13 protein-coding genes are annotated in these 21,108 nt (G+C 42.1%); 6 read left to right on the top strand and 7 right to left on the bottom strand.

Going from position 1 to position 21,108, the window contains the following annotated elements:
• Nucleotides 1–151 precede the first annotated feature (151 nt).
• Together I8748_RS10135 and I8748_RS10130 are read left to right on the top strand one after the other, a co-directional pair.
• Nucleotides 152–2,281 (top strand): DNA polymerase III subunit gamma/tau, encoded by a 2,130-nt coding sequence (locus I8748_RS10135; protein ID WP_198124451.1) that lies wholly within the window; start codon nucleotides 152–154, stop codon nucleotides 2,279–2,281.
• A gap of 79 nt (nucleotides 2,282–2,360) precedes the next feature.
• Complete coding sequence (locus I8748_RS10130) at nucleotides 2,361–3,059, top strand: response regulator transcription factor (protein WP_198124450.1); 699 nt, start codon at nucleotides 2,361–2,363, stop codon at nucleotides 3,057–3,059.
• Nucleotides 3,060–3,956: 897 nt separating this feature from the next.
• On the opposite strand, the gene I8748_RS10125 is transcribed toward I8748_RS10130, so the two are convergent.
• Nucleotides 3,957–4,238: an Npun_R1517 family heterocyst differentiation transcriptional regulator gene (locus I8748_RS10125; protein ID WP_096558018.1), complete on the bottom strand. Its 282-nt coding sequence runs from the start codon at nucleotides 4,236–4,238 to the stop codon at nucleotides 3,957–3,959.
• A 1,079-nt stretch (nucleotides 4,239–5,317) separates the two neighbouring features.
• Between I8748_RS10125 and ndhM the strand changes: the two genes are divergently transcribed.
• The 4 genes from ndhM to I8748_RS10105 all read left to right on the top strand — a co-directional run bounded on the left by ndhM (nucleotide 5,318) and on the right by I8748_RS10105 (nucleotide 11,864).
• Nucleotides 5,318–5,677, top strand: a complete 360-nt coding sequence (ndhM, locus tag I8748_RS10120) for an NAD(P)H-quinone oxidoreductase subunit M (protein WP_198124449.1) — start codon at nucleotides 5,318–5,320, stop codon at nucleotides 5,675–5,677.
• Between the two features lie 1,215 nt (nucleotides 5,678–6,892).
• Nucleotides 6,893–9,175, top strand: coding sequence for a PP2C family serine/threonine-protein phosphatase (locus I8748_RS10115; RefSeq protein WP_198124448.1), 2,283 nt, complete (start codon nucleotides 6,893–6,895; stop codon nucleotides 9,173–9,175).
• 244 nt (nucleotides 9,176–9,419) lie between these two features.
• Nucleotides 9,420–10,997: a CHAT domain-containing protein gene (locus tag I8748_RS10110; RefSeq protein WP_198124447.1), complete on the top strand. Its 1,578-nt coding sequence runs from the start codon at nucleotides 9,420–9,422 to the stop codon at nucleotides 10,995–10,997.
• A 219-nt stretch (nucleotides 10,998–11,216) separates the two neighbouring features.
• Nucleotides 11,217–11,864 (top strand): hypothetical protein, encoded by a 648-nt coding sequence (locus I8748_RS10105; RefSeq protein WP_198124446.1) that lies wholly within the window; start codon nucleotides 11,217–11,219, stop codon nucleotides 11,862–11,864.
• 1,016 nt (nucleotides 11,865–12,880) lie between these two features.
• Here the strand turns inward: I8748_RS10105 and I8748_RS10100 are convergent.
• The 6 genes from I8748_RS10100 to I8748_RS10075 all read right to left on the bottom strand — a co-directional run bounded on the left by I8748_RS10100 (nucleotide 12,881) and on the right by I8748_RS10075 (nucleotide 20,908).
• Nucleotides 12,881–14,269 (bottom strand): PrsW family glutamic-type intramembrane protease, encoded by a 1,389-nt coding sequence (locus I8748_RS10100; RefSeq protein WP_198124445.1) that lies wholly within the window; start codon nucleotides 14,267–14,269, stop codon nucleotides 12,881–12,883.
• A 593-nt stretch (nucleotides 14,270–14,862) separates the two neighbouring features.
• Complete coding sequence (locus tag I8748_RS10095) at nucleotides 14,863–15,468, bottom strand: DJ-1/PfpI family protein (RefSeq protein WP_198124444.1); 606 nt, start codon at nucleotides 15,466–15,468, stop codon at nucleotides 14,863–14,865.
• A gap of 185 nt (nucleotides 15,469–15,653) precedes the next feature.
• Nucleotides 15,654–16,115 (bottom strand): nitrate reductase associated protein, encoded by a 462-nt coding sequence (locus tag I8748_RS10090; protein ID WP_198124443.1) that lies wholly within the window; start codon nucleotides 16,113–16,115, stop codon nucleotides 15,654–15,656.
• A 62-nt stretch (nucleotides 16,116–16,177) separates the two neighbouring features.
• The gene (locus I8748_RS10085; protein WP_198124442.1) at nucleotides 16,178–16,624 is read right to left on the bottom strand and encodes a phosphate-starvation-inducible PsiE family protein; all 447 of its coding nucleotides are present in this window, start codon (nucleotides 16,622–16,624) and stop codon (nucleotides 16,178–16,180) included.
• 320 nt (nucleotides 16,625–16,944) lie between these two features.
• Entirely contained in the window at nucleotides 16,945–19,149 is a 2,205-nt protein-coding gene (locus I8748_RS10080; RefSeq protein ID WP_198124441.1) for a molybdopterin oxidoreductase family protein, read from the bottom strand.
• Between the two features lie 256 nt (nucleotides 19,150–19,405).
• Nucleotides 19,406–20,908 (bottom strand): NarK family nitrate/nitrite MFS transporter, encoded by a 1,503-nt coding sequence (locus tag I8748_RS10075; protein ID WP_198124440.1) that lies wholly within the window; start codon nucleotides 20,906–20,908, stop codon nucleotides 19,406–19,408.
• Nucleotides 20,909–21,108 lie beyond the last annotated feature (200 nt).

Genomic DNA, 21,108 nt, shown 5'->3' with positions numbered 1-21,108 from the left:
CCCCTGCCCCCCTGCCCCATTCCCAATTCCCTAATATGGTTCAAATGTACTATAATGGAGAGGAATGTAGGAAATAATTAATCCTTTATAAGTAGTATTCCTACGTTTAAAATAATTGAATGTCAAATTGGGCGCTTGTGTTTATAAATCCATGTCTTACGAACCCCTGCACCACAAGTATCGCCCAAAGAGTTTTGCTGAACTAGTGGGACAAGAGGCGATCGCTACTACCCTCACTAATGCGATCGCCACCGCGAAAATCGCCCCTGCCTATTTATTCACTGGGCCACGAGGTACGGGGAAAACTTCTAGCGCCCGTATTCTGGCTAAATCCCTCAATTGTCTCAAAAGTGACAAGCCGACCCCTGTACCATGTGGTGTATGCGATGTTTGTCAGGGAATCACTAAAGGTTACTCCCTTGATGTAATTGAAATCGATGCAGCTAGTAACACTGGTGTTGATAATATCCGCGAACTGATTGAAAAAGCCCAGTTTGCACCAGTGCAATGTCGCTATAAGGTTTATGTGGTCGATGAATGCCACATGCTCAGTACCGCCGCATTTAATGCGTTATTAAAAACACTAGAAGAGCCCCCAAAACACGTAGTTTTCGTCCTGGCGACAACAGATCCCCAGCGAGTATTACCGACAATTATCTCGCGCTGTCAAAGGTTTGATTTTAGACGTATTCAATTAGAAGCGATGGTTAAGCACTTAAGTGCGATCGCTTCGAAAGAACAAATTGATATTACACCTGATGCTGTAACTTTAGTAGCTCAAATTGCTCAGGGAGGATTACGAGACGCAGAAAGCTTGCTCGATCAATTAGCGCTGCTGTCAGGGGAAGTGACACCGGATAAAGTTTGGGATTTAGTGGGATCAGTCAGCGAACGCGACTTGTTAGCATTATTAAGTGCTATTACACAAGATAATCCCGAAGCAGTTTTGGACTGTAGCCGTAATATTCTAGATCGTGGTCGGGAACCGTTAACTATTCTGCAAAATCTCGCCGCTTTCTACCGTGACTTGCTAATTGCCAAAACAGCACCTAATCGTGACGATTTGGTAGCTTGTACTCCCCAAACTTGGAAAGCATTAGTTGAGTTTGCCCAGCAATTGGACACCAGTACAATTTTGATAGGACAGCAACACCTACGAACAGCTGAAGTCCAGATTAAAAATACTACCCAGCCGCGTTTATGGTTGGAGGTGACATTATTAGGATTGTTACCAAGTGCCAATATTCAACCTACAGCCACAGGCATTTCACCTAAAGTCACCACAACGCCTGCGGTATTAACTAGTACTAATCATCGGCAGTCATCGCCTCAGCAGTTCTCAAAAGCTGATCCTGCAACTTCACCTCAACAACCCAACTCTTCCAAAACCGCTTCCACAAACGGAAATGGTTTGAGCGATCGCTCTACACAAAGCCGTTCAGAGGAGAATCATACCTCTTCTACTAACTCGGTGTCGCCACCAGCTGAAAATGGATCTACTCGTGAGCCACTGACAGCGGTTTCACCACCAGCTGAAAATGGATTTAATCATCGACCAGCCGTACAAGAGCAGCCTGTCATCACACCTGCACAAGAAATATCTCCAGCATCACCAACAGAAGAAGTTGTTGAAGCATCACAGTATGATTTAACTCAAGTTTGGCAACAGATGCTTGCTAACCTCCAGCCAAAATCAAGGCAAGAAATGCTGCGTCAAATGGGCTATCTTATGGAATTTGATGGTACTACAGCTCGTGTTGCTGTCAAACCTGTATGGTATGACAAGGTTAAGTCTGATTTACCTATGATTGCAGCGGCTTTTCAGCAATCTTTCGGACATGAAGTCAAGGTAAGCCTAGAGAAAGGAACTTCCTCAACCTCTACTGTAGCTAGAAAAAGCCCTCCAGCCAAGCCTTCCCCTACAGTTCAGCAGTCACCTCCTCCCAAGTACAACAATCAAAATACACAGCCAGCCACACCAGTACCGCAGCCAGCCACACCAGTACAGACACAAGCATCAGCACCAATAAAAACTGAGCCGACAGCAAAAAATGTAACTGCATCGGCTGCGAGGAATGGGAGTGGCGGACAAACTGTATCTCCACCACCAATACAAAAACCTGTATCTGACTGGGAAACTGATGAAGTAGCGATCGCAGCCCAGCGTTTAGCGCAATACTTCCAAGGAGAAATTATTCGCCTTACAGACGATGGTATGGAATCATCTGACTCCACAAACACATCTGAGTGGACAGATGAATCAGATGCAGACGATGAATAAAATCAACAATCCACGCCTTGTGATCAATGCCTGTCAACTTTCGCTAAATTGGAAAAAGGTAAACTCAAGGAAACTTTCAATGTCAGCACAATTGTTACTGGTGGATGATGAACCAGGGTTACGGGAAGCTGTGAAAGATTATTTGCAAGAAAGCGGTTTCAGCGTTCAAGTTGCCAGTAACGCCCGTGAAGGTTGGGATTTGATGCAGCAAAATACACCTGACCTAGTGATTTCCGATATCATGATGCCTCAGGTAGACGGCTATCAATTCCTCAAACAACTGCGAGAAGACCCCCGCTTCCAAGCACTTCCAGTAGTATTCTTAACTGCCAAAGGTATGACAGGCGATCGCATCCAAGGCTATCAAGCTGGTGTTGATGCTTACCTGCCTAAACCCTTCGATCCAGATGAGTTAGTAGCAATAGTGGAAAACTTACTCACCCGCCGCACAGCTAAGCCTCAAACTACGACGGGTGAAGAGGGTGAAACGCCTGATATTGCTGAACTGGCCAATCAAATTGCCCAAATTAAGGCTTTATTAACCCAAAGAAATGCGATCGCTCAATCCCCAACTCCTTTTAAAATCGACTTGACCCCTAGAGAACAAAGTGTTTTAAATTTGGTAGCTGAAGGATTGATGAATAAAGAAATTGCCCGTCGCTTAGAAACCAGCGTTCGCAATGTAGAAAAATACGTCAGTCGTTTGTTTAGTAAAACCGGCACCAATAGTCGTACTGAGTTAGTTCGTTTTGCACTAGAACACGGTCTTGCTAAATAAACACCCTATTGAGTGAGCCTGATGGCAGAGCGTACAAAAATCTAAAAGACCATACATTAGGTATAGCCATAGTCACATAGGTTAGGACAGTGTTGATTGCTCAAAGCTTGAAAGCAACTTAGTTTCTACTCAGCAACGCCACTTGCTACCCTGCGGGAACGCTCTTCGAGCGAACAACGGGGGACTTCGGGGCCCCCTCTGGGGAACTCGGGGCCCCTGCGGGAAGCCGCAGAAGCGTCTACAGCACTCAGCACTTTGCTTCCCTATAAGATGAGCAGGAGCGCTGATTGACGACCAAGCCCCTGCCCAAATTCATCTATGCTTTATAATTTTGTCAAAAATGTCTCTTGCGCCAGTTGCAAAGGCGAAATATTTTCTAAACTCGAAAATACTACCTTAAACGACAGCGATTGCTCATAATTAGCTGTTAGCTATTTTGAAGATATTTTACACATCGCATACTTAACTAAAACTGGCACTAGTGGAGGGTAGCGAAAATAACTATCCAAATCAAAAGGGCTAAAAAGCTTATTTGATAAACAATATTTTTCCTGCCTTCTTGCGCCAGTTAATACTTCTTCAAATTGAGTAAAACCCTGGTTAGAGCAATAGCCCTGAAAGATAAATTTTCAATGACCATAACCTTACCAAAAAAGTAATAAATTACTTTATTTGGATTAGTATGCATCTAAGTATACCCATAGTCTAAATGGTAAAGGTCATTTTAGATACTATTTTCAGCTTTGCAATAGAGTAGTGTGCAGTCTAGTTTGTAACCTAGCAATTAGGTGATAGAAGCCGAATCATACTGAGAGCTAATTGGCTAATCTTAACAAAATTAACAATTTATGGCTTTTAAACGATATGCCACCACTCAAATTCGACCTTTGGCTTTAACTACTGGCTATTGTCCACAGCATTGCGTAAACGCATCAACTGGCGTCGCATTTGGGGTGATGCTTTAAACTCAGAGACTTCTTGGGCTTTGACGGATGCTTGCAGCGTCTCCAGAAAGTCATCAGACCCTTCAGTCAACGCATCCAGTAGTACCTGCAACAGTTGCTCGCGATCGCTCAATAGACTCTTTTCTTCAATCAACCGAAATTTTAGATGTATCTCGCACTCATAAACACCTACTTCAATATTATTTATTTGGCGTGGTAATGCTTTCGAGTTCATAGTTTTGAGGATTCCTGTACTTGGTGGTCTTGAGGGTGAGCAGCTATATCCGAGCGCAAAAATTCTTCATATTTTTTGAATCTACAGCCTTTGAATTAAGAATTTTTCCTCAATTTATAGCATTTGTATTCCATTTGCCCCTCCTGTGATTTTTTCATAGCTAGACTATACACTGTCTAAGTCGCTATTTTCTTGTACCAGATACGATTTAGTAAAGCCATAACTATTATTCAGTTTTTCAGATTCTAAACAATAAAGTTTCTGTAAGAAGTTGTTAGCCCTTTTTAAAGGTTTTTACATCAACTTTATCTTAACGTCAATAACAGTTTGAGTTTTTACTGAAATTTTGGTATTTTTACGTAAGTAAAAACTCTGGTTATTTTTGCTTTTATTAAAGCCAGAGGTAGCTGTAACATAATTACGTAAAACTACTTGATGTACGTTTTTGATCATAAAATTCAGGAGACGTTGATGAACCAATTGATCATAGGTAAAATTCTGATTCTAAATAAGTAAAAGCTAGTCCCTACAAAAAACCACACCCACGAAGGCCATAGTTTTTGAACATTGGGAATTGATTATAGAGGAGTCACTGGGGTGAGGTCGCTCCCATCTTGGACGCCACATCCTCCAGTTGAGGGTCTCCTCCATGAACAAGTGGCGATCTCAAGAGCGAAGCGCTTAAAGCGCAAGCGCCACCCAAAGAACAGGAGTAAAGAATTATTTTCCTCATCTCCCCCATCCCCCTCATTCCCCTCATACCCCTCATCTCCTCAGGGTGGTTTCATACGAAAAAATAAAAATATGAAAGCCTCTATTTCTCGTTTTGAACCATAGATTTTGACCCCTCTCCAAACCTCTCCCCCACGTGGGGGAGAGGCTTTGACACCTGGTTTTCATTTTTCTACAGCTGTATGAAATCACCCTGCTCATCCCCCTCATCTGCTCATCCCCCCAGTGCCGATGCCTTCATTTGTGAAGAATTAAGCTAGGCTTAAAGCTGGTGAGCAAAGGATATTCAGCCCAGCATAAGGTCTACAATGATTTCAGTGTAATCAAGTTGAACCTTACACCCTTTTATGGACAATCCAATGCTGCTCAAGTCCACAACCCGACATATCCGCATTTTTGCGGCAGAAATTGACCGGGATGGCGAACTGGTTCCCAGTAATCAAGTTTTAACGTTGGATGTTGACCCAGACAACGAATTCAACTGGAATGAAGATGCGCTTCAAAAGGTCTATCGCAAGTTTGATGAACTCGTAGAAGCATCTAGCGGCGCAGATTTAACAGACTACAACTTGCGCCGCGTTGGGTCAGACTTGGAGCATTATTTGCGATCGCTCCTGCAAAAAGGCGAAATCAGCTACAATCTCTCTGCTCGTGTCACCAACTACAGCATGGGACTTCCCCAAGTTGCAGTAGACGAAAACAAGTAGATTTGATATTCACGAGTTATGAGTGATAATTTTTGTCACACCTAACTTCTTAGGGGCATGGCATACCATGCCCCTCATAACTTTACAGCGATCGCGAATAGTGATATACCTCCACAAAGTGGAATTAAATTGTGCAAGAGGTCAAGTTTGAGACAAACCGCAGTTTTTAAATTAACTTCATATTTTCCTCCTCTTCACTAAATAGTAAATTGCATCAAGGGTTTTCCTAAATTAAACACAATCAATTTGTAGTAATTTTGTAGTATAAAAGTGGTTAGAGCATTCTGCTTTGCAAAACTCCAAAACTAGCTACTTGTCCTCAAGGACAGACAAATAAAAAAACATCTCATTTTAAATTGTTCTAGCTGACTGTTCACGATTAACACTCAGCAGTCAACAATTAAAAGTGATGACTATTGACTCTATGCAATTTCCCAATTTGCTAACTTGGTAAACTCTGAATCCCATCTAAAATTTATTACCTAGAATCAGTATAGTTTTGAGCCTATATTGCTCATATCAAGCGTTATCTGAAAAAGCAAAAGTTTCCTATTCAAAGGAGGAATAGCAAAGTGAAGCATCTTGACCAATTCCAGAGGGAACTCTTAACTCGCAATAGGCAACAGGAGGTTTCAGATAGGGATTTATACCCTAATAAAAACATACCCTTCTAGAAGCTGGGGATCACTTACTTCTAGATAGGGAATAGGAAAAACTGTTTTCTATTCTCTATTCCCTTCTTTGATGAGTAAGACAAAGATTGTTTACCCATTGCATTAAGTGCAGTATGCCAAAAGGACACTTTAACAGACATACTCTTTTGGTATCTTAATTCTTAATTAAAGTTAATTGATGCTCAACGACTTATACACTAAAGAAATACCAGCATTATCTGTGTCTTGTTGATGGGTTAATGCACTAAAACTGAACTGTTCTAGATGGGCTTGGGTTATGCTTTGGTGACAGGGTTAGAGTTAACTGCTCGTACTTAATGGAGAGTCATAGAGCAATAGAAGCTATCATGAGGCTGTAGAGTTGACTAAGGAGTAAGTTCTTTGCATTAGTAAGAAAATTCAGTATTAATCTCTGCTGGTATCTGCCAGCTAAAATCATGATCCCAAGTTGGATACATCGAGTTAAACAAACATGAGCGGTAAGAATTGCCGCTGTCAACGCTGTTGAAGAAATTGCCAATCGCTGATCAGTGCGAACACTATGGAAAATGATGCGGCAACGCTCTACTGCCCCAATGAACTGTGTCAGGCTGCTAATCCCCTGACTCACAAGTTTTGCCAGCGATGCTCCACACCCTTACCTAAACGTTACCTTTGGGCTGCGGGAGATGGTCTTTTGGTGGGTAGCCCTGGAGAAATATTAGCCGATCGCTATTTAGTCATCAGTAAATCTGTTGTTTTAGACACTAAGCCAGGGTTAATACCCCAAGCGCCGGAGTTAGATAGTTTACAGAACATCAAAGCTTACCTGAGACTAATTCCCTATCGCTTACATGTACCGCAGGTGTATGGAGTGCTTTCTGTTGCTGACAGACGCCCCCAAAAAGAAATTTTACTGCTAGAAAAACCGCCACTATTGGCAGATAATACAGCCACACAAGTACAGCTATGTAGCCAGTTAACGACTGCTTGGCGCGATGCCACATCAATGCGTCAACTCAATTGGCTATGGCAGATAGCTCATTTGTGGCAACCTTTAAAAACTGAAGGCGTTGTCTCTAGTTTACTCGACCCGCATTTACAAAGGGTAGAAGGGCCGTTAGTCCGTTTATTAGACTTACGTTCCGATTCTGATACAGCCGTTGACTTATCTCAATTAGGAGAATTTTGGCGTCAATTGCTCTTGCAAGCAAAACCAGCCATAGCTGAATTTGTTAACCAAATTAGCAACCTCTTGATTCAAAAAGAGATCAACTCGCCTGAAGTATTAATTGCAATTTTAGATCGAGGACTGGCAGAATTAGGACGATCGCAAACACCCACCATTAAAATTATCACTAAAACCGATACTGGGCCGAGCCGTCAACGTAACGAGGATGCCTGTTACCCCCCCAGTGGCACAATGGTGAGTAAACCACCGCAGGCAACAGCCTTAGCTATTGTCTGTGATGGCATTGGCGGACACGAAGGTGGCAATGTTGCATCTAATTTAGCCATTGAAACGATTCAGCAGCAGGTGCAGCAACTGACAAAGGTTCCCTACGATCACATAGAACCCTCACTTTTACTAGCTGACTTAGAATCAGCCGTGGCAGTTGCCAATGATAAAATTAGCCAGCGCAATGACGGCGAACATCGGCAGGGGCGTCAACGTATGGGTACAACTTTAGTAATGGCCTTACCTATTGCTCAAGACATGTACATTACCCATGTCGGTGATAGTCGTGCCTACTGGATTACAAAGCACGGCTGTTATCAAGTTACCCTCGATGATGATGTCGCCTCAAGAGAAGTAAGGCTTGGCTATGCCATCTACCGGGAAGCTGTAACTCAAGGTGGTGCAGGTTCTCTTGTACAGGCTTTAGGAATGAGTGCCAGCAACTCATTACATCCCACTTCCCAGCGGTTTATCCTCGACGAAGATGCTATTTTTCTCCTCACATCCGATGGACTAAGTGACTTTGACCGGGTAGAGGAGTACTGGGAGACAGAAATCCTACCAGTTCTTGCTGGTGAAGAGAATCTGGGAAATGTTGCTGATAGATTAGTAGAAATTGCCAACAGCAAAAATGGGCACGATAATGTCACTATTGCTTTAGTACATCATCAGGTGAAATACTTTGAACCAGAGGTAAGCCTGAAAGCAGTTATGCCGGATAGTTTACCAGTCAAAGTAGCAAATTCTGCATCCATTGTCCAAGCAACCCTACCAGAGGATAATCCCAAACAGAAAACCAAAGTTATTCCAGAAACTAAGCCTGCCACAAATACTCAACTACCGCTACATTTAGTAGTTGCATTTTTATTTGTTGCAGCAGCAGTTTCAGTAGCATACTTGATCATGCGGCTACGATTGCCATCAAATACAATTCCAGTTTTATCTCCTTCCACAACTTTACAACCAACTGCCTCAAAGCCACCCCAAGAGCGATCGCTTGATAACCTCGCTCCTGGATGGGTGATCAAAACTAGCCGAGAAACTACCTTAGAAAACAAGGAACCTTTACCTCCTGGCAGCTTTTTGGAAGTTATCGAAAAAAAACCGACTTCTCAACCTGCTGGCGGCTTTTTGGTGGATATGCGGCTTTGCTCTAATGAAGGTACGCTAACTTCAGCAGATCCAAACAAAAAAGTAGGGTCACGTTTACCGACATCAGATAAAAGAGTTGTGGCTCAATTGTCTCAACTCAAACGTTTCCAAGTCACTGTTTTGCAAGCAGATAATAGCAGTCCATGTGATTCTATCCCGCAATCTCCTGATAGCCAGCCTCCTGCACCAAACCCACAAACCGATACAAATGCAGGTGACACAAATAATCGATAAACTAGTAAAAACCTGAAATAATACAGGTAATAATCCAAAGTAGAAACTCTAAGTCCTGAGTGCTGAGTGCTGAGTGCTGAGTAAAAATACTAGTACCCATTCCCAATTCCCAATTGCCCCTAATCCCCAACGCCACATGCTCCACTTGGGGAAACCCCAAGACCGCAGTGGCTCCTCCCTTTCGGTCGTGGGGGCCCCGAGTTCCCCATTCTCTATTCCCCAGTCCCTTTAGTTTCATGAATCCATGCCATCCCTGAACCTGGCGATCGCCCGTCTCATCAACACTGGCACAGATACCTATGCCATTTGGGTCGTCAAGGCTCCCTATCCCAGTGGCTATGTTCTGCGTGACTGTGTATGGCCTGTTGAACTGTCTCAAGTTTGGCAAGAATGGCAGCAGTTGTTCGCTGGTCATAGTGGTTTAAATCTTTCTTCAAGAACCACGCAAAATCAGGTAAACCCATCTGCAAATTCGCTTCCCCCTCCTGTTGGTCAGACTTCTGGTTACAGTAGTCGTCTGATGCAACATTTGGGTATTCTTTTGTGGCGTTGGGTATTTGACGGGCCGATTCTCGGCAGTTTTGAACGCAGCCGTGGCATCGCTATGGGTCAGCATACACGTTTGCGCTTTCGATTGGAAATTCGTGATCCAGATCTCATCGCTCTTCCTTGGGAAATTATGCAGCGCGAACCTGGTCAATCGGCCATGTCCCTTTCCCAAGATTTGCTATTTAGTCGCACCACCAGTGAAGTTGAACCACTGCCATATTTACGAATAGATCAGGCTTTAAACATCCTGCTGGTTTTAGGACATGATGAGAATCTACAATTGTCACAAGAAGCCGCTATCTTAGAACAAACTCTCTCAAATAGCGAGCAGGTAGGTAACAACTTTCAGGCTTATGCACCGTGTAAAGTGAATACACTTTTGCAACCAACTCCACAAGAACTAATTCAAGAGTTGGAAACAAAAGCATACAATGTCTTTTTTTACGCTGGTCACGGACTACCAGGGCCAGATGGAGGTAAGTTCATGTTACGTTCAGGTATGACCCTGAATGGCATAGAATTAGCACAAGCATTAACCCGTGGTGGTTTGAAGCTGGCAGTATTTAATGCTTGTTGGGGGGCGCTACCTGCTGCGATCAATCACCAAGCTATCCCAGCCAGCAGTTTGGCAGAAGTGCTAATTCGTAATGGCGTACCTGCTGTTTTAGGAATGCGCGATGAGATTACTGATCCTGAGAGCCGTAGTTTTATTCAATCCCTTGCCGAAGCTTTGCGATCGCGCAAGCCGATTGATGAAGCAGTAGCAGAGGCCAGGCAAGAATTGCTCACACTATATAAGTTTAATCAACCAGCTTGGACTTTACCTGTTCTCTACCTACATCCCGATTTTGATGGCGAACTCATTAAAAGCTTTGATGAAGGAATTACAGAACTACCAGACACAGGTATCCCCAGTTTCAATTCTAATTTGACTAGGGCTTGTTTGCGATCGCTTTCCCCAGGCGGTAAAACATGGTTTTTACGCGCTGGTGTCACCCGCATCGGTCGTACAAGAGACAATGATATTGTCATCCCAGAACCATCAGTTTCCAAGCGTCACGCAGAAATTCTCTGCCGTAACACTCTCACTGGCAGTAATCCGGTGCGGACTTATTACTTACAAGATTTTTCTACCTACGGAACAACCTGGTGTCTCGGCCCTAACGGATGGCAACAAATCCTCCGTGAGGAAGTTACCCTGAAATCAGGAATGCAATTAAAGTTTGGAAGTTCTAGATCTGAAACTTGGCAGTTTATGATTGAAGATTCCTAAAATTGGGAATGGGGAATTGAGAATTGGGAATGGTAAAAATAACTAATCACAATTCACAACTGGTTACTGACCACTGACTAGAAATTCGATTTTCCCTACCACCACTAGCTTTAAAAAACCTGGTTTTATGATTAGACAAAATCGAGTTATTTTTACGGAAATCTTAGAATCACAGGTGTAGCTGTCAATAACACCAATTAATTCATCAGGAGACTTCAAATGGCTAACAATATTAACACTTCAGATACTTTTCACGCTTTACTGTCTCAGGTGGAATTGGAGTTATTAGAGGTTTTACTAGAACCAGACGATGCAACTTATCCTTGGAATCCAACTGAGGAAAGTTCACAAGCGTATTTTGACGAACTAGAACAGCAGTTTATCAACCATAATCTACTGGATGAAGAACTGACTACACACTCACAGAGTTTTTATAACCAATTAGACACACTTTGGGCTGAAGTTTCAAATTGTTCATACTACAATTGTAGTATAGAGAATGCTGCTGTCAACAACCTTCAAAAAACTTTACAGACAGCTTTTGCTGCTGCTGTACCACAAGGCTGGCTCAACGCGATCGCCACCAAAGCATCTGAAATTTTTGCTCCTCAAAAATCGTTGGGCGATCAACTAGTCGAGTGCGTTCAGGCTGTCCTACCTGGGTTGGAAGCTGATGACCTTTTTGTCTTAGCTCGACCCTTTGCCTATGCTATGCGTAGTGGCGAATCACAAAATCTAAAATCTGTCATCAATAACGTAGAAAATCGTGAGTGGGCAACTCTATCAGAAATAGAGCAAGCAAAAGTCAGTATAGCGATCGCGTATTATGCCCTCAAACAACTAGATGGCTTTCAGTCAAAAGCTTAACTTCTGTTTTCTATCTTTGCTATATTTTTAGCTTTGATTAAATTTAGATTGGGTATAACACCGTTCGTAGATGGTGCTTATACTGTCACTTTAGCACTCTTGAATTATCGCATTTTAGACACATAGGTTGTCCAAAGTAACACAACCTTAAGTTAACTAGCTACTTAGATCATCTATCCTAAGACATAAAAAATAATTTTTATTCATCTTTTTCTGTGAGATTCCACACCGTAAGCATTGCAGGTGGGGAGGGATAGCAGGTAAACTTGAAGGTTCGATAATGTTAAGTTTGACAATTTCCAAATTGGTGGCATGATCAACCCTGTGCTTGGCTGTAGCAACCGGACTTTGTTTTTGCTGAACTAATCGAGCCGTTTCCAATTTTGGTCAGATAGAAATACTTGTTAATGAAACAAACACTTTCTTTCCCTACTTTCTGTGTTTCTTGAAACTTCGATGAACCTCTCCCCAACCCCTCTCCGATGCGGAGAGGGGCTTTAACATATTTGGTAAAAAACGAAAAATCAAGCTTTTTAAGCCTCTGATACCATTTCACGAAAAATCTGATACAAATTTTTTTATCCCTGCTCCCCTGCTCCCTATTTGTATCAAAATTAAAGTGAAACAGTATGACACCACATACGCCGCTGTCGGCAAAGCGCGCTCTTCGCAGTGGCTCCTCCTTGCAGAGGCTACGGTGTACACATAAGTCTTGAAATCCTACCCAAACCTTGGTTTCATTGCCCTATTCCTAAAATTAAGGGGATAAATGAAGTTTCCCGTTGCCCAAAATTTGGGCATTTATAGGGGCTAAAAGAGTTGAAACCTTTGCTGCCTATACTTGTGTGTACACGGTAGCCTTGCAGAGGAGAGGAATGGAAGCGGGGTTTTTTAAATTCGTCGAACTGATACCATTTCACGAAATAACTGATACAGATACATGCGTAGGGGCGTACAGCTGTACGCCCCTACAACTGATTTATATTTTGCAAATATTTTTGGAATTGGTATGACATTTATTTAGGGCCAAGAAAGCGGGTAGCAAAATTTTGCGATCGCGTTGGTGACAATGCCCGTGCCTTGAGAATCGCTGCCATCAAAAAGGCATAAGACAAGACGCCAACAACAACTAAGAGTAAAGCGTTGATAGAGCCTGTGGCGTTCCATAGAGCATGGAGTGCAGCAGCACTCAGATAACCAACAGTAAGAATTTGCCAACTACGACGGGGTTTGAGTACTGCTAAGCCAATAAAGTATCCTAGATAGCCACTATAAGCCATATGTCCGGCTACAGAGCCAAGAATACGTGGAATCAGCAACTGTAAACCCACCAGTTGACCAGCAGCACCCACACCTACCTGTTGCGTAACATTTTGTGTTATGTCTGGCACATACTGCCCTAGAGTTTCCAACAGCGTGAAGCCCACAGCAGAAGCGGTTCCCAAGAGAATGCCATCTAGAGGTTCCCAAACACCGATGCGTTCTCGCCATGGTGAGGGTAATCCCCTGGCGATGAAATATGCTCCGATGACAGGCAATGCCTTGAGCAATTCTTCCATTAACCCAGCACCAAAAAACATCCGCACCAGTAGTTCTGTAAAGGTAGGAGAATCTTGAGGTGAAGGCAACTTACCAGGCAAGATTTCGCGGAATACGAAGATAAATAAATTCAATAGGGGACTGAGCAAAATCAGTGTAGTGCTTAATGCTACACCCATGAGTACCCACCAAGGCTTTTGTTTACCGCAAAGTTGGTAAACAAAATAGTAAGCAGCAAACGCTATGTAAATTGCTACTATGACTTGATTGGCTTGAGGCTGACCTACAGTAGCAAACATCAGCACCACAAATACTACAGTCAGTATTCCTGGTATGAGGTAAGCTTTACGAGTTAAATCTTTACCAGTGGAAATAATCGGAAACAGTTGCGTAAAGCTGACCGAATCTGGCTGCTTTAATTGCGTGTGGTTATGGAGATTCATCCCCGCAGATGGCAACGGTGCGATTTGAGTTTTGCTTGTTAATGTAGTCGGTGGAGAGGTTAATTCATACTCAAAAACGAATTGCGGCCCATCAGCACCTAAAGCAATGCGATCGCCTGCGTGCAATTCTTGACACCCATACAAGCGTTGTCCATTTAAGTAAGTACCATTGGCACTATTCAAATCACAAAGTAGCCAACTAAACTTGTTATCTGGAGATGAAGAAAGAGGACGAACCACAGCATGACGACGAGATACCATCCGATACGTCATGGCATCTAAGACAACTTGGCAGCTGGGGTCGCGTCCAATTACTACCTCTTTACTGGTAAGCAGCGAGTAGCGAGATTCTGACCCAAAAGCTGCTCCATTACCAGACACTAGCCGCAGAAATGCGTTATGTCTTGCGTTTTTGCCTGTCATCGAGTTAGAGTATCTTTCCAAACTAATTCATAAAAAATTTTTGGCATTGGAAATTGACCTTAGCCACACCAACAGCAGCATTGCTAAATACACTATAGCTTTCCTGACTGCTAATAAATTGAAAATTCACTCATTCAAAATTTAAGATTCACTAACCCAATTGAGCAAGGCATTCTGGCAATGGGAAGTGTTTTTGTGCCTTATTTATCAGAAATATGAAGTTATAGCAAAGTGCTGAGCGCTGAGTATAAACCCAGTTGCTTCAAGGCTTTGAGCAATCAACACTATCCCAACCTATATGACTACAGCTATCAAGTGTATTGGTCAGGTATTTGTAAGATACTACTGCAAATTAACTGTACAGGAATTTTCAAATATTAGTAGTATTTGCCACATTTAGTTAAATTCAAAACATATAAAATTGTCAGATTAAGGATGAAGTCAAGGATAGTAAAGAAGCAAGGAGTAGGGAGAGACAAAAAAAATAGCAACTGAAACTGACAATTGACTCCTGTACGGACAGGTAAGGCAGGTATATCTTGCTGTTAATTGAATTTATGACAAAACCCCCCTACAACTTTGCGCCTCTTAACTCAGGACTTCAAACTGGCTATTTCTGGGTGTTCGACCTTTGTTCCTAATACTTTGAGAAATTCAGCCAACCAACGAGGATGAGCAGGCCAAGCTGGTGCTGTAACTAAGTTACCATCAACTATTGCCTCATCAACTGGGATTTGCACATAGATACCCCCAGCACCACGTACATCTGGACTACAGGCAGGATAGGCAGTACAACTTTTACCTCGTAAGACATCGGCTGCTGCTAACAACTGTAAGCCGTGGCAAATAGCAGCGATGGGTTTATTTGCTTGGGCAAAGTGACGAGTGATTTCTAGCACCTGCTGATTTAAACGAATGTATTCTGGCGCTCGTCCTCCGGGGACAACCAAAGCATCGTAGGTTGCAGGTTCTATTTCTGCAAATGTGGCGTTGAGAGTGAAGTTGTGACCAGGTTTTTCACTGTAAGTCTGGTCTCCTTCAAAATCATGAACTGCTGTTCGCACTTTGTCCCCAGCTTTCTTATCTGGGCAAACTGCATGGACAGTGTGTCCTACCATTTGCAAAGCCTGGAAGGGAACCATCACTTCATAGTCTTCCACATAGTCGCCAATAAGCATCAAAATTTTCTTGGCTGTCATATTTTTGATAACCTCACTTTTTAGTCAATGGTCAATGGTCAATAGTCAATGGTCAATAGTCAATGGTCAATAGTTAATAGACAATATTTATTACTTTACAAAACTAAAGTTTTTTGGACTCTTGACTGTTGACTGCGATCGCAGAAGATATCTGTGACAGTCGCATAAATCCCATAAACTGTTGACTATTGACTATTGACTAGATGAAATTCTGCCATAGCTAAGGGAAAGTTTCTGTTTTCATGTCCTGAACGACTAAGTTTAATCAAGGCAAACCGCTGCAAAGGAGTTAAAGTTTCCCACTGTTCCAGGGTCAGGGTGACACCTATTTCTTGAGCTTTTTCTTGAAGGCTTGCTGGTACAGTACTAGCGTTCATCCATGCAGGATAAGGTTCAATAGGTAATTTTGCAGGTGATGTACCTGTGCGTTCTAAAATTAATTGCTGAAGATTCTCTTGATAAGATTGAATTTCGCTTTCCGTGTCGCAAGGTAACTCAACTAAAGCTTCGCGTTCAGCTTGAGTCATGTTGTTCCAATCAGATAATTTCAGCTTGATACCAGAGGTATCTAATTTGTAGCGTACTTGCATAGGTATGCAACGCAAAGAATCAACAAAATCTGCTTCAAATTCAAAAAAAACTGCCATATTTAGCAATTCACAAATCCAAAATAAAATATTTAAAAATTTCCATTCAATATGAGTATTTACTATTTAGGGCTACTTGAACGGATGATTAAGTAACTGATTGACAAAGCGAGAATAGCAACTCCTAAACCAATAATATCAATACCTGAAACTTTTTCAAAGTCAAGAATAATAATTTTACGGGCAACTGCAATTAAAGAGGTAACAATTACTAATTCAACCTGAAAAACATGTTTTCGTAAATAAGCTGTAATATTTTCTAAAATTTCTAAAGCAATTAAAATATTTAAAAATAAACCAAATATTTTATATAAAGTTGTATTAAATTTTCCGGGAGTGTCAAATAACTCTTGAGCAAGAAAGCCTGCTAAATCTGCGATCGCTACCAAAATTACTATCACCATTAAAATAGAAAGAAGTTTAGAAACCAGCACTTCTATATTTTCTATAAAGTGCATAAAGTTCTCATCTTTGGTAGCTGATATCAGCTTTTTAAATAATCTCTTCATTTGCTGCACCCGGTTTTCAATTAAATAGCAAAAAGAAAAACCTCATAGATAAATCTAGAGGATTAATAAAAACTTATCGTTAGTATATAATTAGCTTTTGTAATCTTTTCTTCTATTCCATAGCAAAAGCAAAGAGGAATAAAAGTTATTTATAGTAGAGATTTTACTTTTGTGATGTTAGTAATTTACCAGAGGTAATTAGTAATAGTCGATAGTACAAGCTGCAAAATCAATAGTTATAAGTAATGATAACCATTGATGAATTGACTAAATACTAATTTTTGTATACCCATTGCCTGCTTCAAAGTATAATTAGCAACTTACCATTGTGAGGACTGGAGTTGATAATTTTTGACTGGAATTTGCTGAGAAATCGGTAACACTTGCACAGCACAGGCTTTTAACTCTGGTTGCAGTGAATCGGGACAAGATTCTGAATGAGTAAGGGCGTTAGCTTCAGCATTATTTGCCCACAGTGCCCCCCAGTGCATAGGAACAAATACTGTACCTGGGACGATCGCTTTTGTGATTTTTGCTGGAAAAAAAGCTTTACCTCGACGCGATCGCACTTCTACCACCTGGTTATCAGTAATTTTTAACACAGCAGCATCACGGGGATGAATCTCTATAAATGGTTGGGGATGCATGGAGCGAATTTTTTCAACTCTACCAGTACGTGTTTGAGTGTGCCAGTGTCCATAGAGTCTCCCAGTAGTTAATACCAAAGGATAATCAGGATCTGGTGGTTCTGCAAGTCCGCGTGAGTAATATGCTCCAAATCGGGCGCGTCCATCAGAAGTGTGGAAACGTAAATCTGTATATAAACGCTTTGTTTTGATTTCTCCCCCTGCTTCCCCTGCTCCCCTGCTCTCTTGTGGGTGAGGCCATTGAGTGGGGCCTTGTATCTTTAATTGTTCGTGACTGATACCCGTCATATCACAGGGACGATTACGAGTTAGCTGGACAAACTCGGCATAAACTTCCCCAGAGTTAGCAAAAGCAAATTCTTTGACAAAGCCTAGTCTCCGACCAACTTCAGCAAAGATTTCCCAATCAGCTTTCGCTTCTCTTGGTGGTTGACGGAATGCTGGACACAGAGTTACCCTGCGTTCAGAATTTGTCATCACTCCAGTTTTCTCACCCCACTGGGCAGCTGGTAGTAGAAGGTGAGCATAAGCAGCGGTTTCTGTAGGATAATAGGCGTCTTGATAAATAGTGAAAGGCGATCGCAACAGAGCTTTTTTTGTCCGCTCCAAATCTGGCATACTCACAGCTGGATTAGTAGCAGCAATCCACAGTAAACCCACAGCGCCATTTTCTAAACCTGTAATCATATCCCAAGCTGTTAAACCAGGGTTGGGAGAAATTTGCCCTCGCTTCAGTCCCCAAAAATCTTCAACTTCTGCTCGATGCTGGTCATTTTTCACCAAGCGATAACCAGGTAATAAATGCGCCAAACCTCCAGCTTCTCTTCCTCCCATAGCATTAGGTTGACCTGTGAGGGAAAAAGGCCCGGCCCCTGGTTTACCAATTTGTCCAGTCATCAAATGCAGGTTAATAATAGTTCTGACTTTAGCCGTACCCTCACTAGATTGATTCACACCCATCGACCACAGTGACAACACTCGCTGCGATTGACCCCAGTAACGTGCTGCTGTTTCTAAATCTTCAATACTGATTCCACATTGACGAGCTACAACTTCTGGAGGATAGTGGCGAATCACCTCAGCGTATGCAGAAAAATTGCTGGTGCAGTCATCGATAAACCCAGTATCAATGTAGTTCCAACGCATCAACAAATGGGCAATACCATTTAACAAGTCGATATCTGTACCGGGACGAATCGCTAAATGTAGATCTGCGGCTTCTGCGGTTGGTGTGCGACGAGGATCAACCACAATCATTTTGACTTTACGATTCTTCTTGTGATATTTCTCCAGTCGGTTAAAAACTATAGGGTGACATTCTGCCGTATTGGTACCAATTAAAAATGCACAATCAGTTAACTCTAAATCTTCATAGCAGCAGGGAGGGCCATCTGAGCCAAAGCTTTGAATATAGCCAGCTACTGCACTAGACATACATAAGCGTGAGTTGGCATCAAAATTGTTACTACCAAGACAACCTTTGAGAAGTTTCTGGGCGATGTAATAGTCCTCGGTTTGAAACTGACCAGAACCATACATACATATAGCTTCTGGCCCTTGGGTAAAGCGCACTGTTTGAATGCGCTTGGTGATCAGATCAAAAGCTTCATCCCAACTGATGCGCCGAAACTCCTGATCCAAAGAGTCCCGCATCATGGGGTAATGTAGTCTATTTTTATCTAAAGATTCAGCGATCGTTGCACCTTTGACGCAAACCATACCCTGACTGGATGGGTGAGCTTTGTCACCCCGAACTCGCCAAATCGGATTTCCTTGACTATCTCGATTAATTGCTTTGTTAAATTGGGCTGGGGGTGATACTTCTAAACCACAGCCGACACCACAGTAAGGGCAAAGGGTTTTGGTAAATTCACTCATGATATTAATATTTTTTTATCTCACGCAAAGGCGCAAAGACGCAAAGACAAAGAAGAGTCTGAAAAAATAGATTTTCGTATTATGTATTTCTCTTGGTGTCTTTGTGTCTTAGTGGTCAAAGAATTGACTTTTAAACCACCAAGACACAAAGTCGAGGCAGCGCGGTCTTGGGGGTTTCCACGCCACTTGCTTCAAGCCGGGAAACCCGTCCAACGCAGTGGCTCCCCATGAGCGACTGCCGTCACAAAGGTTAATTTTATGCTTCAGACTTCAATTGAGGTTGAGTTGATGAAGTTTCTGGTGATTCTGTTTCAAAAGCACCGGCAAATGAACCTTTGGGTTCTTTGAGGAAGAAGGCACACATAAAGGCACAAACCATAGCAGCTAAACCCATTGTGGTAAATAGTGTTGTTGCATCGGTTAAGCTAAAAATTGTGAGATAAATTACGCCACCAACATTACCGTAAGCACCGACGTTACCAGCAATTTGTCCTGTAGCTTCTTTCTTAATTAGAGGAACTATGCCGTAGGTTGCACCACAACCAGCTTGAGCAAAGTAAGCAGCAAACATTGTGACTGCGATCGCTAGCGGAATTGGCCAATTACTGTTAATAAAATGTGCCATTAAATAGCCAACACCAATCCCAGCAGAAATAATTGTCATTGTCCACTTACGCGAACCGAATTTATCAGAAATTACACCACCACTAGGACGAGAAATTAAGTTCAAAAATGGGTAAGTGGCGGCAATCATTCCAGCTACTACATGCTCTAAACCAAAGGTTTTTTCAAAAAATGCAGGTAGCATGGATACGGCTGCTAATTCAGAACCAAAGTTGGTTACGTAAGTAAGTTCGAGTAACGCTACTTGTCGAAACTGATAACGCTCTGCCAAAGGATAAGTTTTTTTGCCAATTAGTAATTCTTTATTGACTTGATAAGCTTTATAAGTTTGGTAGGCGAATAATCCTGCTAAGAGAAACCAAACTAAATACATTTGGCTCAAAGTCAAGAAGTGAATGTTTTTTTGTTCCAAACGCCAAGCTAATAAACCCAAAGCAAATATCAAACCAAAATTTGAAATAATCATTGCCCAGAAGCTTTTAATGCTGGTTACTTCTAAAGCACCATTTTTCTTAGGTTTTTTATAGACTTTGCCGACAGGTGTATTTTGGACACTGTTGTAATAAATTACGCCATATATGGCAGTAATGATACCTGTAAGAGCGATCGCAAATCGCCAGTTGGAAGCACCACCAGTCATAAAGCTAGCAGCAACAGCAATTGTTGGTAAGGCAAATTCTGCACCAAAAGCACCAAAGTTGCCCCAGCCACCATAAATACCTTGGGCGCTTCCCATCTCTTTCGGAGGAAACCATTCTGCTACCATGCGGATACCGACAACAAACCCAGATCCGACAATTCCCATCAACAAACGACTAATAACTAATTGGTTAAAGTCTTGGGATAATGCCGTAGCAAAACAGGGAACAGCAGCAAATATCAATAGTATTGAGTAAGTAATTCTAGGGCCAAAACGATCCAGCAGCATACCAATAATGAGCCGTGCTGGAATTGTCAGGGCAAGGTTACAGATGGCCAAAGTTTTAATTTGTTCTGGCGCTAATTGTAACTGCTTGCCAATAGTTGTAGCGAAGGGAGCAAAGTTAAACCAACAGACAAAGGTAAGAAAGAAAGCAAACCAAGTCTGATGTAAGATGCGGTAGCGCCCGTTAAATGAAAATAATCCTTTGAGCATTCAGCAGTTCCTCAGTAATTCGTAATTAGAAAGACGATTAGTGAATCATCTGTACTCAGATATGGTCTGGCTTTCGAGTTTTGAATGTGTTGCAAAATTTGAAAAAATCCGTGTACAACAACCAAAAAATCGCATAGGAAATCCTGTGAGCAATCATGAGATTGCCCCAATTAATATCGCGGTAAAGTCAAAAGTAATGA

The sequence above is a fragment of the Amazonocrinis nigriterrae CENA67 genome (genome assembly GCF_016056305.1).
Taxonomy (GTDB): domain Bacteria; phylum Cyanobacteriota; class Cyanobacteriia; order Cyanobacteriales; family Nostocaceae; genus Amazonocrinis; species Amazonocrinis nigriterrae.
The sequence above is the reverse complement of the archived record's forward strand: the minus strand, read 5'-3'. Positions and strand labels throughout refer to the sequence as shown.

Bases quoted from the DNA above. Each gene is read 5' to 3' on its own strand.
- I8748_RS10100 (WP_198124445.1), bottom strand. From the start codon at position 14,269: ATGACAGGCAAAAACGCAAGACATAACGCATTTCTGCGGCTAGTGTCT.
- I8748_RS10080 (WP_198124441.1), bottom strand. From the start codon at position 19,149: ATGAGTGAATTTACCAAAACCCTTTGCCCTTACTGTGGTGTCGGCTGT.
- I8748_RS10105 (WP_198124446.1), top strand. From the start codon at position 11,217: ATGGCTAACAATATTAACACTTCAGATACTTTTCACGCTTTACTGTCT.
- I8748_RS10130 (WP_198124450.1), top strand. From the start codon at position 2,361: ATGTCAGCACAATTGTTACTGGTGGATGATGAACCAGGGTTACGGGAA.
- I8748_RS10135 (WP_198124451.1), top strand. From the start codon at position 152: ATGTCTTACGAACCCCTGCACCACAAGTATCGCCCAAAGAGTTTTGCT.
- I8748_RS10110 (WP_198124447.1), top strand. From the start codon at position 9,420: ATGCCATCCCTGAACCTGGCGATCGCCCGTCTCATCAACACTGGCACA.
- I8748_RS10090 (WP_198124443.1), bottom strand. From the start codon at position 16,115: ATGGCAGTTTTTTTTGAATTTGAAGCAGATTTTGTTGATTCTTTGCGT.
- ndhM (WP_198124449.1), top strand. From the start codon at position 5,318: ATGGACAATCCAATGCTGCTCAAGTCCACAACCCGACATATCCGCATT.
- I8748_RS10115 (WP_198124448.1), top strand. From the start codon at position 6,893: ATGGAAAATGATGCGGCAACGCTCTACTGCCCCAATGAACTGTGTCAG.
- I8748_RS10075 (WP_198124440.1), bottom strand. From the start codon at position 20,908: ATGCTCAAAGGATTATTTTCATTTAACGGGCGCTACCGCATCTTACAT.
- I8748_RS10125 (WP_096558018.1), bottom strand. From the start codon at position 4,238: ATGAACTCGAAAGCATTACCACGCCAAATAAATAATATTGAAGTAGGT.
- I8748_RS10095 (WP_198124444.1), bottom strand. From the start codon at position 15,468: ATGACAGCCAAGAAAATTTTGATGCTTATTGGCGACTATGTGGAAGAC.
- I8748_RS10085 (WP_198124442.1), bottom strand. From the start codon at position 16,624: ATGAAGAGATTATTTAAAAAGCTGATATCAGCTACCAAAGATGAGAAC.